Origin of the sequence: Chromobacterium sp. Beijing (assembly GCF_021496765.1) — a bacterium.
Taxonomy (GTDB): domain Bacteria; phylum Pseudomonadota; class Gammaproteobacteria; order Burkholderiales; family Chromobacteriaceae; genus Chromobacterium.
Window position 1 is genome coordinate 1,493,284 of the sequence record NZ_CP053750.1, and the last position, 15,896, is coordinate 1,509,179.

General features: G+C 68.7%; 15 protein-coding genes. 7 read left to right on the forward strand and 8 right to left on the reverse strand.

The annotated features are described in order from the left end of the window. The first annotated feature begins 69 nt into the window (after nt 1-69). The gene (locus HQN78_RS07065) at nt 70-1,089 is read left to right on the forward strand and encodes a transporter (RefSeq protein WP_235088760.1); all 1,020 of its coding nucleotides are present in this window, start codon (nt 70-72) and stop codon (nt 1,087-1,089) included. 7 nt (nt 1,090-1,096) lie between these two features. Here HQN78_RS07065 and HQN78_RS07070 read toward each other — a convergent pair whose 3' ends face one another. Then, nucleotides 1,097-2,002, reverse strand: coding sequence for a LysR family transcriptional regulator (locus HQN78_RS07070; RefSeq protein ID WP_235088761.1), 906 nt, complete (start codon nt 2,000-2,002; stop codon nt 1,097-1,099). A 158-nt stretch (nt 2,003-2,160) separates the two neighbouring features. Here HQN78_RS07070 and HQN78_RS07075 point away from each other — a divergent pair, with 158 nt between their 5' ends. Continuing rightward, nucleotides 2,161-3,591 (forward strand): MFS transporter, encoded by a 1,431-nt coding sequence (locus HQN78_RS07075; protein ID WP_235088762.1) that lies wholly within the window; start codon nt 2,161-2,163, stop codon nt 3,589-3,591. Continuing rightward, the gene (locus HQN78_RS07080; RefSeq protein ID WP_235088763.1) at nt 3,528-3,713 is read left to right on the forward strand and encodes a hypothetical protein; all 186 of its coding nucleotides are present in this window, start codon (nt 3,528-3,530) and stop codon (nt 3,711-3,713) included. The genes HQN78_RS07075 and HQN78_RS07080 overlap by 64 nt, the downstream gene beginning before the upstream one ends. A 182-nt stretch (nt 3,714-3,895) precedes the next feature. Here HQN78_RS07080 and HQN78_RS07085 read toward each other — a convergent pair whose 3' ends face one another. Further along, nucleotides 3,896-4,561, reverse strand: coding sequence for an O-methyltransferase (locus HQN78_RS07085; protein WP_107799170.1), 666 nt, complete (start codon nt 4,559-4,561; stop codon nt 3,896-3,898). 144 nt (nt 4,562-4,705) lie between these two features. On the opposite strand from HQN78_RS07085, the gene HQN78_RS07090 reads away from it, so the two are divergent. Beyond that, nucleotides 4,706-5,374, forward strand: coding sequence for a bifunctional 2-polyprenyl-6-hydroxyphenol methylase/3-demethylubiquinol 3-O-methyltransferase UbiG (locus HQN78_RS07090; protein WP_107799171.1), 669 nt, complete (start codon nt 4,706-4,708; stop codon nt 5,372-5,374). Nucleotides 5,375-5,526: 152 nt separating this feature from the next. Here HQN78_RS07090 and HQN78_RS07095 read toward each other — a convergent pair whose 3' ends face one another. Beyond that, the gene (locus HQN78_RS07095; RefSeq protein ID WP_235088764.1) at nt 5,527-6,465 is read right to left on the reverse strand and encodes a LysR family transcriptional regulator; all 939 of its coding nucleotides are present in this window, start codon (nt 6,463-6,465) and stop codon (nt 5,527-5,529) included. Nucleotides 6,466-6,548: 83 nt separating this feature from the next. Here HQN78_RS07095 and HQN78_RS07100 point away from each other — a divergent pair, with 83 nt between their 5' ends. Next, nucleotides 6,549-7,028, forward strand: coding sequence for a GNAT family N-acetyltransferase (locus HQN78_RS07100; RefSeq protein ID WP_107799173.1), 480 nt, complete (start codon nt 6,549-6,551; stop codon nt 7,026-7,028). A gap of 141 nt (nt 7,029-7,169) precedes the next feature. On the opposite strand, the gene sbcC is transcribed toward HQN78_RS07100, so the two are convergent. The 3 genes from sbcC to HQN78_RS07115 form a co-directional block, all read right to left on the reverse strand. Further along, nucleotides 7,170-10,595, reverse strand: a complete 3,426-nt coding sequence (gene sbcC, locus HQN78_RS07105; protein ID WP_235088766.1) for an exonuclease subunit SbcC — start codon at nt 10,593-10,595, stop codon at nt 7,170-7,172. After that, nucleotides 10,592-11,812: an exonuclease subunit SbcD gene (gene sbcD / locus HQN78_RS07110; protein WP_235088767.1), complete on the reverse strand. Its 1,221-nt coding sequence runs from the start codon at nt 11,810-11,812 to the stop codon at nt 10,592-10,594. The genes sbcC and sbcD overlap by 4 nt, the downstream gene beginning before the upstream one ends. A gap of 73 nt (nt 11,813-11,885) precedes the next feature. Continuing rightward, nucleotides 11,886-12,359: a hypothetical protein gene (locus HQN78_RS07115; RefSeq protein ID WP_107799176.1), complete on the reverse strand. Its 474-nt coding sequence runs from the start codon at nt 12,357-12,359 to the stop codon at nt 11,886-11,888. A 210-nt stretch (nt 12,360-12,569) separates the two neighbouring features. Between HQN78_RS07115 and HQN78_RS07120 the strand changes: the two genes are divergently transcribed. Further along, on the forward strand, nt 12,570-13,676 hold the full coding sequence (locus tag HQN78_RS07120; RefSeq protein WP_235088768.1) for an acyl-CoA dehydrogenase family protein: 1,107 nt from the start codon (nt 12,570-12,572) through the stop codon (nt 13,674-13,676). A gap of 230 nt (nt 13,677-13,906) precedes the next feature. On the opposite strand, the gene HQN78_RS07125 is transcribed toward HQN78_RS07120, so the two are convergent. After that, on the reverse strand, nt 13,907-14,101 hold the full coding sequence (locus tag HQN78_RS07125; RefSeq protein WP_107799178.1) for a hypothetical protein: 195 nt from the start codon (nt 14,099-14,101) through the stop codon (nt 13,907-13,909). A 131-nt stretch (nt 14,102-14,232) separates the two neighbouring features. Beyond that, on the reverse strand, nt 14,233-15,273 hold the full coding sequence (locus HQN78_RS07130) for a histone deacetylase family protein (protein ID WP_235088769.1): 1,041 nt from the start codon (nt 15,271-15,273) through the stop codon (nt 14,233-14,235). A gap of 136 nt (nt 15,274-15,409) precedes the next feature. Between HQN78_RS07130 and HQN78_RS07135 the strand changes: the two genes are divergently transcribed. Continuing rightward, entirely contained in the window at nt 15,410-15,883 is a 474-nt protein-coding gene (locus HQN78_RS07135) for an Lrp/AsnC family transcriptional regulator (protein ID WP_227108254.1), read from the forward strand. The last annotated feature ends 13 nt before the right edge of the window (nt 15,884-15,896 follow it).

The following is a 15,896-nucleotide window of genomic DNA, read 5'->3' on the forward strand; positions in this document are numbered from 1 at the left end:
CTCATCGTCACCATTTCGTCATCCACCGCGCCTAAGCTGAGCTGTATTCCACCATGTCGGCCGCGCGCCATGAACCACGTCATTACTCAGCAGCAATACGGCTCGGACCAGGCCGGGCTGATCTGCGGCTTTCGCTTTCATCCGGATTGCGCCGGCGAAGAGATCGATTCCGCTCAGGCGCAAGCCTGGCTGCGCGCGCCGCCGGACGGCGACGCCTTTCTATGGCTGCATTTCAATCTGGCCAATGCCGCCAGCGAACGCTGGCTGCGCGCGGCCTTGCCCTTGCAGGAGGATTTTTTCGAGGCCTTGCGCGGCGGCTCCAACTCCACCCGCATCGAATTGCTGGATCAGGCCTTGCTGGCGGTGATCAACGACGTGGCTTTCAGCTTTGGCCTGGCCTCGTCGGACATCGCCACCCTGTGGGCGCATGCTCAGCCGCGGGTGCTGATCACCGCGCGCGTCAAGCCGCTGCATTCGGTGGACCGGCTGCGCGCGGCGGTGCGCGCCGGCGCGGCCTTCCGCTCGCCGGCGACCTTGCTGGTGCATTTGCTGCAGAACCAGGCGGACGCGCTGGCCGGCATTGTGCGCGCCAGCGGCGCGCAGGTGGATGTGCTGGAAGACAGGCTGCTGGCGCAAAGGTTGGACGATCAGCGCGCGCAGCTGGCGGCGATGCGGCGTTCCCTGGTGCGCTTGCAGCGCCTGCTGGCGCCCGAGCCCAGCGCGCTGTTCCGCCTGCTGAACCGGCCACCGGCCTGGCTGGACGCGGCCGACGCGCAGGCGCTGCGTCAGTCTTCCGAGGAATTTGCGCTGACGCTGAACGATCTGGCCGCCTTGGTGGAACGGATCAAGCTTTTGCAGGAAGAACTGGCGGCGCGCCTGAACGAGCAGAGCAACCGCACCCTGTTCACGCTGACCCTGGTGACGGTGCTGGCGCTGCCCATCAATATCGTCGCCGGTTTCTTCGGCATGAACGTGGGCGGCGTGCCGCTGGCCAATCATCCGCACGGCTTTTGGGTGCTGGTGCTGCTGGTGGCCGGTTTCAGTCTCTTGGCCGCCTGGTGGGCTTTCCGCCGTCAGCGCGGCGCGTAGGCGGCGCTCACGCCGCCCCGCCCGCCGGCGCGAACATGCGCTGGCATAGGAAGTCCACGAAGACGCGCAGCTTGGGCGACAACTGGCGGCTGGACGGCCACAGCACATGGAACATGCCGGTCTGGCCCAGATAGGGCTCCAGCACGATTTGCAGCCGGCCGGCGGCCAGCGCGTCGCGCACGATGAAATCCGGCAAGTACGCCAGGCCCTGATTCTGGCTGGCGGCGCAGATCAGCGCCTCGATATTGTTGCAGCTCAAGGCGCTGCTCGGCGGCCAGTCCTGGCCGGCCGGCGCGCCGTCCAGCGCCCAGGTCTGCAGCTTGCCGGTGCTGGGGAAGCGATAGCGCAGGCAGGCGTGATGGGCCAGGTCCTCCGGACCTTGCGGCGCGCCGCGCTCGCGCAGATAGCCCGGCGAGCCCACCACCAGCAGACGGAAGGGCCCCAAGGGCCGCGCCATCAGCCGGGAATCCGCCAATGGCCCGCTGCGCACCACCGCGTCCAGGCCCTCTTCTATCACGTCCACCATGCGGTCGGAAAAATCCAGGTCCAGCTCCACTTCCGGGTAACGCTGCATGAAGTCCGGCAGGATGGGCAGCAGCATGCGATAACCCACCACCGGCAGGCTGACCCGCAGCTTGCCGCGCGGCGCGGCGCGGCTCTGCGCCAGTTCGGCCTCGGCGTCGTCGATATCGTCCAGGATGCGGCGGCAGCGTTCGTAGAACAATTCGCCCTCCGCCGTCAGCCGCACATGACGGGTGCTGCGCTGGAACAGCCGCACGCCCAGTTTTTCTTCCAGCCTCGCCACGCTCTTACCCACGGCGGACGAGGACACGCCCAGCGCGCGGCCGGCGCCGACAAAGCTTTGCGCCTCCGCGGCGCGTACAAAAGCGGCCAAACTGCTCAAACTATCCATGCCTACGTCCTTATTAAGGATTTTTTGTCCGCTTAATTTGGACACAGCGCCTGTTTTTCGTCAATTGCCGTCAAATTATCATGTGTTCGCCCAATGACCATCCGCATCCGCCCGCCGCGCCGCGCGGGCGCTTGTCCCACTCTTTGAAAGGCGAAATCATGCATCCCTCCAAACCGGCGTCCTCCCAACGCGCTCCTTTACTGACCCTGGCCGCGGTCTGCCTGGCCGCGCTGACCACGCCGCTCAGCTTCACCGGCCCGGCGCTGGCCTTGACCGCGATAGGCCGCGAGCTGGGCGGCGACGCGCTGGCCCTGACTTGGGTCACCAACGCTTTCATGCTCACTTTCGGCGGCTGCCTGATGGCGGCCGGCGCGCTGGCCGATCAATACGGCCGCAAACGGGTGTTTCTGCTCGGCATTGGCCTGTTCTCCCTGTCCTCGCTGGGCTTGTTCCTGGTCGGCAGCCTGCTGTGGCTGGACTTGCTGCGCGCGGCCCAAGGCCTGGGCGCGGCGCTGTCCTTCGCCAGCGGCCTGGCGGCGCTGGCGCAAAGCTTCGCCGGCGCGGCGCGCACGCGCGCCTTCAGCCTGATAGGCACCACCTTCGGCATCGGCCTGGCTTTTGGCCCCTTGCTGTGCGGCTATCTGATTCAGGCGCTGGGTTGGCGTTCCATCTTCGCGCTGGCCGGCTTGGTGGGCCTGCTCGCCTTGGGCCTGGCCGTCTATTGCATGCGCGAATCGCGCGACCCTCAGGCCGCCGGCCTGGATTGGCCGGGCGCGCTCAGCTTCACGCTGGCGCTGAGCCTGCTGACTTACGGCGCGCTGGCGGCGCCGGAGCTGGGCTGGAGCAGCCCGCGGGTGATTGCCCTGCTCTTGGGGTCCGCGGCGGCGTTCTGGCTGTTTGTGGCGCTGGAGCGCCGCGCGACGCGTCCCATGCTGGACCTGAGCCTGTTCCGCTATCCGCGCTTTGTCGGCGTGCAATGTCTGGCCGCCGCACCGGCTTACGCCTTCGTGGTCTTGCTGGTGCTGCTGCCGCTGCGCCTGGTGGGGGCGGAAGGCGTCAGCGAGGCGGAGGCCGGCCAGGTGATGCTGGCCTTGTCCGCGCCCATGCTGGCGCTGCCGCTGTGCGCGGCCTGGCTGACGCGCTGGCTGTCCGCCGCGGTTCTGTCCGCCGGCGGCCTGCTGCTGTGCGCGCTGGGGCTGTGGTGGCTTAGCCGCTATCCGCAGCTGTCCGCGCTGCAACAGACCTTGTGGCCCTTGCTGCTGATAGGCGTGGGCATCAGCCTGCCCTGGGGCCTGATGGACGGTCTGGCGGTCAGCGTGGTGCCCAAGGAGCGCGCCGGCATGGCCGCCGGCATATTCAGCACCACGCGGGTGGCGGGCGAAGGCATTGCGCTGGCCTTGGTGGGCGCGCTGCTGGCGGCCCTGCTGCAACAACGCCTCTCCCCTTGTCCGCGGCGGCGCCCCAGGCGCTGGCCGCGGCCGCCAGCCAGGGGGCGCTGGGCAAGCTGGCCGCCGTCGGCGAGTTCTTGCCCGGCCTCGCGCCGGAGGCGCTGTCCCAGGCTTACGCCGCCGCCTTCCAACGGCTGCTGACGGTGCTGTCCGCCCTGACCGTGCTCAGCGCGCTGGTGGTGGCGCTGTTCCTGCGCGGCGTCGCTCAGACGCAGACGGAGGAAACGGACGCGAATCCGGCGCTGGACTCCGCCTGCTCTTGAGCGCGGGCGCCGGCTTGCCTTCCCGCGAGCCGGCGCTCGGAACGTGTTTACGATCTTGCGAGCTCAGGCGAGACAAGGCGAAAACCGCTGAGAAAGCGGAGTGTACACACGGTACATGAGCATTTCGAAGCGGCACTCACCGCGTCACGTCTCACGGCGCGCAGCAGATCGTAAACAGATTCTCAGGCCGTTTCATTGACGATGGCGATGGAAAACCCGTCCCAACCCTTGACGCCCACGGTTTGCAGCGCGGTGGCGGTCAGCCGCGGCTCGGCGCCCATGTCTTCTATGAAGCGGCGCACGCCGCGCACGCCGGGGTCTTGGCTGACCACATTGGCCACCGCCCCGCCGCGCGCCACATTGTCGCCGACGATGGCGGCGCCAGGGCGCGCCAGCTTCAGCGCCCATTCCAGATAAGCCGGATTGTTGGGTTTGTCGGCGTCGATGAAGATCAGATCGAAGGGCTCGCCCCCAGCCAGCAGCGGCAGGCTGTCCAGCGCCGGGCCTTCCCGCAGTTCCACCTTGTCCGCCACGCCGGCGGCGGCCAGATTGGCCCGCGCCGTGTCCGCGTGCGCCGGATTGGCTTCCAAGGTCACCACCCGGCCGTCTGCCGGCAGCGCCCGCGCCAGCCAGATGGTGCTGTAGCCGCCCAGGGTGCCGATCTCCAGCACCCGCCGCGCCTGCATCAAACGCGCCAGAATATGCAGAAAGCGCCCTTGCAGCGGCGACACGTCCTGCGCCGGCAGGCCGGCGGCGGCGTTGGCCGCCAGCGCGCCGTTCAAGACGCCGTCCTCCACCCGCAGCGCCGCGGTGTAATAGCGGTCCAGACCGCTCCATTCTGCTTGCATCGGCTTCTCCTGGCGCGGCCGCCCCGAACAACGGCCCGGCTTGACCGCGCATGCTTGAAGCCACCATGATAAGCGCATTTCAGGCCCAGCCGCCGCCACGCCTGTCATTGCGCCCAGGGCGCCTCGTTTTTAAGGGGAAAAGGTATGGACAGATTTCAAGGCGGCGGGTCCGACGGCTACGACGAGCGCATCGCCAGGCTGATTCCGGGCTACGCCCTGCTGCACCAATTGAGCGAGGCCTTGCTCGCCGGCCTGTTGCCCGCCGATGCGCGCGTGCTGGTCGTCGGCGCCGGCACCGGCAGCGACACCCTCGCGCTGGCGCGGCGGCATCCCGGCTGGCGCTTTTGCGCGCAAGACCCGTCCGCCGACATGCTGGCCATTGCGCGGCGGCGCCTGGAGCAAGCGGATGTCGCCGGCCGCGTGGATTTCCGCCCCTGCGCGCTGGACGCCTTGCCGGAAACAGAGTTCGACGCGGCGCTCTGCCTGCTGGTGCTGCATTTCCTGCCTTCTCCGGCCAAGCTGGCGCTGCTGAGCGCCGCCCGCTCCAGACTGCGGCCGGAGGCCCCGCTGCTGCTGGCCGACCTTGCCGCGGCCCCATCCGCCGCGCTGGCCGCCGCCGGCGGCCACGCTTCTCAAAGCCTGGGCATGAGCGCGGAGGACGCCGCCCAGATGCGGCTCAAGCTGGAGCGCGATTTCCACCCCTTGACCGAGGCCGAACAGCGAGCCTTGCTGCAAAACGCCGGTTTCGCCGCGCCGGAGCGCTATTTCCAAGCCCTGCGCATCCAGGGGCATTGGACGCGACGGCTGGGCTGAGCCGGCGCTAAGAGCCTGTTTACGATCTGCTGCGCGTCGTGGAGCCTTACGCGGCGAGTACGGCGTCAGAATGCTCGTCCGCCGCTGGAACACTCCGCTTCTTCAGCCGCAACGCCTTGTCTCGCTCTCGCTCGCAAGAGCGTGAACACCTTCTAAGCCTGAAGCGACGGCGCGCAGGCGCGCAATTGCGCGCGCAGCCAATCATGGGCGGCGCTGCGGCCGTGGCGGGCGTGGCTGTACACCTTGAGGGTGTAGGACGGGATATCGAACGGCGCGGCGTGGACGGCGATGGGCGCGGCCTGGCTCAAGGCCTGCGCCGCCAGCCGCGGCAGCGTCATGATCCATTCGGACTCCGCGATGATGAAGGGCGCGGCCAACACCGACGGCAGTTGCAGCGCCACGTCGCGGCGCAGGCCCCGGCGCTCCAGCGCGCGATCGATGCCGCCGCGGCTTTCTCCCCAGGGCGTCACCACCACGTGGCGCGCCGCCAGGTATTGATCCAGGCTGAGACCGTCCCGGATGCGCGGATGGGCGCGGCTGACGATGGCCACGTAGCGGTCTTCCAGCCAGTCGAAGCTTTCAATCCCGGCCGCCGGCTCCGCAATCTCCTCGACATAACCCAGCGCGAAGTCTATGCGGCCGGCGGCCAGATCCTCGGCGGACTCGCGGCCGCGGGAATGCACCAGCTTGAAGCGCAGCCGCGGCGCCGCCCGCTGCAAGCCCGCCAGCAGGCGCGGCATCACCGCGAAGGCGGTGTAGTCGGTCACCGCGATCACAAAAGCCCGTTCGCTGCGCTCCGGCTGGAAACCGCCGGCCTCGGCCAGCCCCTGCGACAGCGTTTCCAGCGCGGCGCTCACCGCGCCGGCCAGTCTTTCCGCGTAGGCGGTGGGCTGCATCGCATTGCCGATGCGCACAAAGAGATCATCGCCCAGGGCGGCGCGCAGCCGCGCCAGCGCGTGGCTGAACGCCGACGGGCTCATCGCCAGTTCGTCGGCGGCGGCGCTGACCGAGCGCTGGCGCAGCAAGGCGTCGAAGACCAGCAGTAGATTGAGGTCCAAGCGGCGCAGGTCGGAATGCAGGATGTTCATCATGACTTGAAAACAATGCAGCGCATGCAGTTTGTCTTGGCCGTAGTATAGCGCTTAATCCATTCACCACTATTCAGGTTCCGTCCATGTCCATCCATATCCGCCCCGCCCAAGCCCAAGACGCCGCGCTGATCCTGCGCCTCATCAAGGAGCTGGCCGTCTACGAACGCGCCGGCGATCAAGTGGCCGCCACCGAGGACAGCATCGTCTCCAGCCTGTTTGGCGCGGACAGCCCGGCGCGGGCGCTGATTTGCGAGGTGGACGGCGAACCGGCCGGCTACGCCGTCTACTTCTTCAGCTATTCCACCTGGCAAGCCAAGCAGGGCCTGTATCTGGAAGACCTGTATATTTCGCCGCGGCAACGCGGCGGCGGCGCCGGCAAGCTGATGCTGCGCCGCCTGGCCCAGCTGGCGGTGGAACACGGCTGCGGCCGCTTCGAATGGAGCGTGCTGGACTGGAACCAGCCGGCCATAGACTTTTACCTGTCCATCGGCGCCAAGCCGCAGGCGGAATGGGTTCGTTACCGGATGGACGGCGCCGCGCTCGCCGACTTCGCCGCCGGCTGAGGCGGGCCTGTTCATGGTCTCCAAGCCAGAGCGAGGCGAAAACCGCTGAGAAAGCCGAATGCACACGCGGCGCATCAGCATTTCGAAGCGACCCTCACCCGGTCGCCTCTCAACGACGCGCAGCCGATCGTGAACAGCTTCTTAGCCGCTCACCGTCAGCGCGGAGCAACCGGCGGCGCCGGCCCGGCCCACCCGGATCTGCACCGGGATGCGCTCCTTCAAGGCCTCCACATGGCTGATCACGCCTATGGTCTTGCCGCCGGCGTTGAGCGCGTCCAGGGCGTCCAGCGCCAGTTCCAGCGTGTCGCCGTCCAGAGTGCCGAAGCCCTCGTCCAGGAACAACGAATCGATCGAGGTTTTGTGACTGGCCAGGTCGGACAAGGCCAGCGCCAGCGCCAGGCTGACCAGGAAGCTTTCGCCGCCGGACAGGGTGCGGGTGTCGCGCGCGGCGTCGGCCTGCCAGCTGTCGACGATTTCCAGCTCCAGCTCGCCGTCGGCGCGGCGGCGCAGCCAATAGCGGCCGTGCAGCCGGCTCAGGTGACGGTTGGCCAGCGCCACCAGATGCTCCAGCGTCAGACCCTGGGCGAAGCGGCGGTATTTGTCGCCGCCGGCGGAGCCGATCAGGCCGTTCAAGCGCTGCCAGACGTCGGCCTCCTCGCGCAGGCCGTCGATGCGGGCGAACAGCTCGCGCTGGCCGTCGCGGCGCGCGGCGTCGTTGTCGAGCAAGGCGCGCAAGGCGCCGTCCTCGCCGGCCAGGCTTTGCCGTTCGGCGTCCAGCGCTTCCATGCGCTGGCGCAATTCCGGTTCCGGCTGCGGCGAGGCGTTGTCCCGCTCCAGCGCCGCCAGCCGTTCCGCGGCCTGTTGCCGCAGCGTCGCCGCGCTCAGCCTTTCCCGCTCCAGTTGCCGGCCGAGCGCGCTCAAGCGCTCGCGCTCGGCCTCCGGCAAGGCCGCCGCCAGAAAGGCGGCGGCGTCCGCAAACGGGCTGGCGGCCAGGGCTTGGCCCCAGGCCTGTTCCGCGTCCTCGGCGCGCCGCCGCTGGCGCGCGGCGTCGCTGTCCGCCCGTTCCAGCGCGCCCTGGATCTGGGCCAGGGCCCGCGCGGATTCCTCGCAATCCGCGACCGCGGCCAGCCAGGCGGCCTCGGCGTCGCCGTCCTCCTGCGGCGGCGCGCCGTCCGGCAGCCGCAGCGCCCGCCAGCGCGCGTCCCAATCCGCGACGCGTTCTCCGGCGAGCCGGTGCGCGGCGGCTTGGGCCTCCGCGTCGGTTTCCGCTTGCCGGCGAGCCTGTTCCAAATCTTTCCAGTCCCGCCAATCGGCGGCGCGCTGTTCCAGCCAGCCGGCCTCCTGCCCCGCTTCCGGGGCGTCGAAGCCGGCGGCGTCGATGTCGGCGTCGCGGCCGCCGGCCAGTTCCCGCAGCTCGGCCTCGCGCTGCGCGAGCTCGTCCCGCAGCGTTTGCAGGCTCTGTTCCAGGCTACGCAGGCCGTGTTCTTGCAAGGCCCGTTTCTGGCCCAGCGCCTGAACGGCCTCGCTTTGCCGCCGCGCGTCCGCGCGCGCCCGTTCCAGCGCCGCTTCCGCCTGTTCGGCGGCGCGCAGCGCGCTTTCCTGCCGCAGCTGCAGCCCTTCCGCGTCCCGGCAAGCCTGTTCCAGCCGCGGTCCGCGCCAGTCCCCGTCCGCCAGCCCCCAGGGCGCGCCCTCGCTCAGCCATTGCGCGGCCAGGGTTTCGCGGCGCGCTTGTTCCTGTTCCGTCGCCGCGTCCAGCTGGCGCAGCTGCGCTTCGTCGCGCGCCAGCTGCGCCGCCGCCTGCTGGCCTTGTTCTCGCAGCGTCTCCAGCGCGGCCTCCTTGGCGTTCAGGGCCGCTTCGGCGGCGCCGATGTCCAGCGCCTGATAGGCGGCCACCGCCGGGTGCTCGCAAGCGCCGCATAAGGGGCAGGGTTCGCCCGGCCGCAAGGCGGCGCGGTGCTGTTCCAGGCTGAGAATGCGCCGCTCCTGCTCCAGCAGCCGCCGCTTGTCCGCCGCTTGTTCCTGCGCCAGCCGGTAATCGGCGCGCAGCCGCTGCAAGTCGGCGTCGCGGCGCGCTCGCTCGGCCTCCTGCGCCGCTCTTTCCTCGCGCCGGCCGGCCAGCCGCTCTTCCAGCGGCTTCAGCTCGGCGGCCAGCGTCGCCAGGCCGCGCAAGGCCGTGTTTTGGCGCAGCGCGCGCTGCCATTGCTCGCGCCATTCGGCCAGGCTGCGGCCGTCCAGCGCCGCCCGGCCGCCCTCTTCCGCCCGCCGCAGCGCGGCGGCGGTCTCCAGGCCGCGCCCTTCCGCCGCCTCGGTCTCCGCGTTCAAGGCCGCCAGGCCCTGGCGCTGGTTCAGCGTCCGGGCGTCCAGCTCCGCGACGCGCGCGGCGCAGCCGTCGCGCTGTTGCCGCAAGCGCTGCTGTTGATCGAAACCGGCGCGCCAACGTTCCAGCAACTCGCCCAGGCGCGCGCGATGGCTCAGCCGCCGGGCGGCGGCCTCTTGTTCCTCCGCCGCGGCCTTGAGCGCGTCCAGACGCGCTCCTTGGGTCCGCTCCAGCCGGCGGGCCTGGCTCAAGGCCCGCCAATGGCCGGCCTGCCAGTCCGCGTTCCGCGCCGCTTGCGCATGGCCAAGCGCCTGGCTTTCCGCGCTCAGACGCAGCAGCTCCGCCCGCGCCTGCTCCGTTTCCCGCCATTGCGGCAGGATGCGCCGCGCCGGCTCGTCGCGGCGCAAACACGCCAGTTCCGGCTCCGCCCGCGCCTCCTGCTCGCTGGCCCGCCGCCACGCCTCGTCGGCGTCCGCGCTCTGCCGCCGCGCCTGTTCAAGGGCTTCGCGCCACTGCCATTGCTTGCGCGCCAGCTCCCAGTCCGCCTGCGCCTGGCGCGAGGCCGCGCCCAGCGCGGCCAGCCTGGCCTCCATGTCCGCGCGCCGCTCCGGTTCCAGCAGCTCCACGCCGTCGGCGCGCGCCTGCCATTGCTCCAGGGTCTGGCGCGCGTCGCGGGCGCGCTCGAACACCTGTTGCGAGATCAAGCCGTAGATTTCGCTGCCGGTCAGTTCTTCCAGCAGTTCCGCGCGCGCGTTGGCGTCGGCGTTGAGAAAGGCGGCGAAACCGCCTTGCGCCAGCAGCATGGACTTGGTGAAGCGTTCGTAATCCAGGCCGGTGATGGCTTCGACGCGCTTGAGCTTGTCCGCCACCTGGCTGCTGAGGATCTCGCCGTCGGCGTCGGCCAGCTCCACCTTGGGCGCTTGCAGCGCGCCGTCCGGCTTGTCGCGGGCGCGGCGCTGGCTCCAGAAGGCGCGGTAACGCCGGCCTTTGACTTCGAACTCCACCTCCGCCAGGCAGTCCGCGGTGTGCCGGCTCATGATGTCGTTGCTACCCTGGGTCACGGCGTCCAGCCTTGGCGTCTTGTGGTAGAGCGCCAGGCAGATGGCGTCCAGCAAGGTGGATTTGCCGGCCCCGGTGGGACCGGTGATGGCGAACAAGCCGCTGCCGGCGAAGGGTTCGGCGCTGAAATCCAGCTTCCATTCGCCTTGCAGCGAGTTGAGGTTTTTCAGGCGCAGGCTCAGTATCTTCATGCCTGTTCCTCCCGCAAGGCGGCCAGGGTTTCGCGATAGCGCAGCCGCAGTTGCTCCTGCAGCGGCGGATCAAGGGTTTCCAGCGCCAGCCGGCGCTCGAACACGTCCAGCGGCGTCAGTTCGTCCAGAGTTTCGCCGGCGGTCGAGGCCAGCCCTGAGGCGGCCTGCCCGCGGTCGCGCCGCACGCGCAAGAGCTCCAGCGGCAGGTCGGCGCACAGCGCCTGCGCGCGGGCGGAGAGATCGCTCAGGTAGTCGTCGGCGCTGACCACGATCTCCAGCCAGACCGGCCGTTCCGCGCTGCCGGCCTCCGCCGCCTGCGCCAACAGCGCCGGCAACTGCGCCAGGCTGCCGCGCACGGAACGCAAGGGCTGGAAGCAAGGCACCGCCAGCGGCCGGACGGAGCCTAGGCCCTGCTCGTCCAGCTCCGCCAGCAACACTTCCTTGCCCTGGCCGGCTTCGTCGAAGCTCAGCGGGATGGGCGAGCCGCTGTAGCGGATGTGCTCGTGGCCGCCCACTTTCTGCGGCCGGTGGATGTGGCCCAGGGCGATGTAGTCGGCCGGCGGGAAGGCGTTGCTGGGAAAGGCTTCCAGCGCGCCGACGTAGATTTCGCGCACGGATTCGCTGGCGCTGGCGCCCACCGTGGTCAGGTGGCCGCTGGCGACGATGGGCAGGGACAGGCCCAATTGTTCGCGGCGGCGGAGCGCTTGCTCGTACACCTGCCGGTAGCGTTCGCGTATGGCGTCCTGCAAGGATTGCTGCTTTTGCTCGGCGCTCTGGCCGGCCTGGCTGCGCAGCACGTCGCGCGGGCGGATATAGGGCAAAGCGCACAGCAGCGCGCCCGGCTCGCCGTCGCGGCGCTTGAGCATCAGGACCTGATCGGCCGGGTCCTCGCTCAGGGCCGGCACCACGCTGGCTGACAGATAGGACAGCAGCGCGCGGCTTTCCGCCAGCGTGGCCACGGAGTCGTGATTGCCGCCCAGCAGCACCAGTTGCACGCCGGCGCGATGAGCGGCGGCGATCAGGCCGTTGTAGAGTTCGCGCGCGTAACTGGGCGGCGCGCCGGTGTCGAAAATGTCGCCGGCCACCAGCACGACGTCGGCCCGGTGGACGTCGGCCTGCTCCAGCAGCCAGTGGATGAAGGCCTGGTGCTCCGCCAGGCGGGTTTTGCCGATGAAATGCTGGCCCAAGTGCCAGTCCGAGGTATGGAGGATGCGCATGCCGGCCACTGAGTGGGTTCAATGCCCGGCAGTTTACCGGCTTGCCGCGTCCCGTCCAGTCCCGGGCCTCGGCTCAGTCGCCCCACTTGAGGCTGAGACCCAGCCCCTGGCAGTTTCTGTCGTCCGGCGCGCAATTGCTGTTGCGGGTATGCAGCTGCAAGGCGCTGTCCGCGCATTGCGGCGAATAGGGGTCCTGATCGCAAAGCTTGGCGCTGCCCATGGGCTGGGGCGGCGCGGAGGCGTAGGCGCGCTCGGCGCCCTTGGGCTGGCAATAGGCATAGCCGGGATGGCTTTGGCAGTCCACCGGCGTCTTGGGCTCTTGCTTGCTGCGCAGCGCCTGGTCCGCCAGCAGGCGGGTGCGCTCGGACGGCGGATAGCTGAAGCGTTTGCTGTCGTAGCCCAGGCTCCAGCCCGGCGGCGGCTTGGCCGCGGGGCTCGCCGTTTCGGGCGGCGTCGGCTTGAGGTCCAGGTCCAGCGCCAGACTGGGGCCTGCCAGGCCTAGCGCGGCCAGCAGCAGGCCAAGAGATAGAATGGGAGATGCGCTCATCGGAACCTTTCCCCGTTCCGCGCTTATGAACTGCCCGCGCCAAAGCGCGGCGGGAACGGTGTCAATGAAAAAAAAGATAGAGCCGCGATGGCGCGGACAAGTTCCGCCGCGCGCTCAATCGGCAGGGACAGATGTCATGCTGTACACATAGACAGCGCCGTCTATCCCGCCCAGAATGCCGCTGAAATCAACCACGCCCCTCCCCGCGCCATGCACCAAGCCGAATCCCTCGCCCTGCTCCGCCGCGTAGACCAACGCGTCCGCCTGCAACTGTCGCCGCTGGCCGCCGCCATCGACCAGCAAGGACATTATCCGGAGGAGATATTGCGCGGCCTGGGCGAAGACGGCGCCTACGCGGCCCTGTTGCCGACGGAAGCCGGCGACGGGCCGGGCCTGGCCGCGGCAATGGCGGCCATCGCCGAAGTCGGCGCGGTTTGCGGCAGCACCGCCTTTCTAGCCTGGTGCCAGAGCGCCAGCGTATGGCTGCTGCGCCACGCGGCGCCGCGGGCGGAGCTGAGATCGCTGATGACGGAACTGGCCGCGGGCCGGCGCCTGGGCGGCCCCGGCCTGTCCAACGCCATCAAGCACCTGGCCGGCCTTGAGCCGCTGCGGCTGCATGCCGAACCTTGCCCCAGCGGGTACCGGATATCCGGCGATCTGCCCTGGGTGTCCAATATCGGCGGCGGCCATGTGTTCGCCGCGGCGGCGGCCGCCTCGGACGGCGGCAAGCTGGTCTTCGTCGCCGATTGCGACGCGCCGGGGGTACGGCTCTGCGACGGGCCGCCCACCGCCGGCATGGCCGGCACCCGCACGTTGAGCGTGAGGCTGGACAAGGTGTTGGTGCCCGCCGAGCGAGTGGCGGCGGAACCGGCCGACTTCGCCGCCTTCATACGGCGCGTCCGCCCCGGCTTCGTGCTGGCGCAGGCGGCGGCGGGCCTGGGCATTGTGCAAGGCTGCCTGGACGACATCCAGGAAGCCAATCTGCGCGACGGCGAGCAGAATCGCTGGCTGGACCACTCGTATCAGGATCTGGCGGCCGAACTGGCCGGTTTGTGGCGCGAGGCGAAAACGCTGGCGCCTCAGGCCGAGGCGGGCCAGGTTCAACCCTTGAGCGTGCTGCGCTTGCGCGCCGCGGTGGGCGAATTGTGTCTTCGCGCGGCGATGTCGGCTCAGCTGCACGCCGGCGCGGCCGGCTTTCTGCTGTCGCATTCGGCGCAGCGCCGGCTGCGCGAGGCCAGCTTCATCGCCATCGTGACGCCGACGCTGAAACAGCTGCGACGCGAAATCGATCTCGCGGAACAGGCGCAGCCGGCTTAGAAGCCGTTCAAAATCCGCCCCGCCTCGCGCTGCGCAACGCAGGATAAGGCTTTGCCGGCGGGCCTTGGAACGTGTTTACGATCTCGCTAGCTAAAGCTAGACAAGGCGTTGCGGCTGAAGAAGCGGAATGTACGAGGGGCGCGCGAGCATGCCGAACGCCGGCGCTCGCCGCGCCACGCCACGCCTCACGAAGCGCGGCGGACTTTGAATGGATTCCTTGGAACGGGCGCTTAGTGACGTAGATAGGCGAACAGCCCCACCAGCGCGATACAGGCGATCAACGCCGCATGCAACAAGACTTCCTCCTGTCGGGCGCTGAGCCGCCATTTGACATGGCGTTTGCCCGCCAGGGGCAGGTTGGGCGAAAAATGCTGATAAAACGCGCTGGGACTTCGATCTGCGGAGTCGGGATGGCCGCTTTTCATGAGAAATAACTCTGAAGTTGTCGGGTGTAAGCAATTTTACACCCGCCACTCTATGCTTTTTACATTTTTTTCACAAGTTCGGCTTGCCGGCAGGCGGCCCGGCGATTTATTCGCCGCCGGGCTGACCCAGGTCAAACGCCTACGCCGCCCGCCTGGAAGCCCGTCAACACATTCACCGCGTTGACGCCGATATCGTCCACCATATAACCGCCCTCCATCACGAACAGCGTCGGCAGGCCCAGCTCGGCGATGCATGCGCCCAGGCGCAGGAAGTCTTCGCTCTCCAGGCGGAACTGGCTGATCGGATCATCCTTGAAGGTGTCCACGCCCAGCGACACCACCAGCGCGTCCGGCGCATAAGCGGCTATTTGCCCGCAAGCGTGGCGCAAGGCTTCGCCGTAGGCCAGCCAGCCGGTGCCGTGCGGCAGCGGGTAATTGTGATTGAAGCCCAGGCCGGCGCCCCGCCCCCGCTCGTCGCGATGGCCGGAAAAATACGGGTAGGAAGATTTGGGATCGCCGTGCAAGGACAGAAACATCACATCGTCGCGCTCGTAAAAAATGCTCTGCCCGCCGTTGCCGTGATGGTAGTCCACGTCCAGCAAGGCCACCTTGGCCGCGCCGCCGTCCAGGCAGGACTGCGCCGCGATCGCCGCGTTGTTCAGATAGCAGTAGCCGCCCATATACTCGGCGGCCGCGTGGTGGCCGGGCGGGCGGCACAGCGCGAAGGCGCTTTTCTCTCCCGCCAGCAAGGCGTCCATGCCGGTCAAGGCCACGTCGGCGCTGGCACGCGCCGCCCTCCAGGTGCCGGCGGTGATCGCCACCCCGGCGTCCATCGCGTAAAAACCCAGCTTGCCGTCGATGAATTCGGGTTCGATGTCGCCGCGCAGATCGCGCACCGGCCAGATCAGCGGCAAGGCGTCATGACTGCGGCCGGTAGCGGTCCATTCGTCCCAGGCCCGTTCCAGAAAACGTACATAGCGCCGGCTGTGCACGCGGGCGTAACGTTCGCTGTCGTATTCGCTCGGCGCGGCCACCGGGCCCAGCCCCGTCGCCCTCACTCGCGCCAAGATGGTGTCGGCGCGCCCCGGCTGCTCAAAACAGGGCATCAAGACCCCGTCTTTCAACTCGCAACCATGGTGCAGATGGTGCGCGTCGCTGTAAATCGTCAACATCGCCGTCCCTCCTCGTTTCTCGCTTGAATAAGGCAAGGCCCCAGTATGCGCCGCGGCCGCTGGAATAGTTTTGCTTTTGCCCCGCCTTCGGCGCTAATCTGGAGCAAGAAAGCAATATTGAAAGCGATTATTGAGCATGAATAGACTCAAAACTCCGCTGGATGATACGGATCTGACTCTGTTACGCTTGCTGCAGCAGGACGGAGCGATGTCCAATCCCAAGTTGGCCGAACGGCTGTCCCTCAGTGTCACCCCCTGCTGGCGGCGGCTGAAGCGGCTGGAGGAAGCCGGCTACATCAAGGACTACCAGGCCAATCTGGACCGCCGCAAGCTGGGCTATGATGTGCTGGCCTTTGTCCGGCTCAGCTTCGGCCAGCACGCCGACGACGCGCCCAATCGTTTTGAAGACCGGATGCGGGAGCGCCCGGAGGTGCTGTCCTGCCACAAGATCACCGGTGACGCCGACTATCTGCTGCAAGTGGTCGCGCCCAATCTGGACGCGTACAGCGACTTCATCGAAACCGTGCTGCGCCGCACCCCGGGCCTGCACTCCATCCACTCCAGCCTGGCGCTGCGCGAAGTCAAGGCCGGCAGCCGGCTGCCCATCTAGCGCGCTCCGGCGC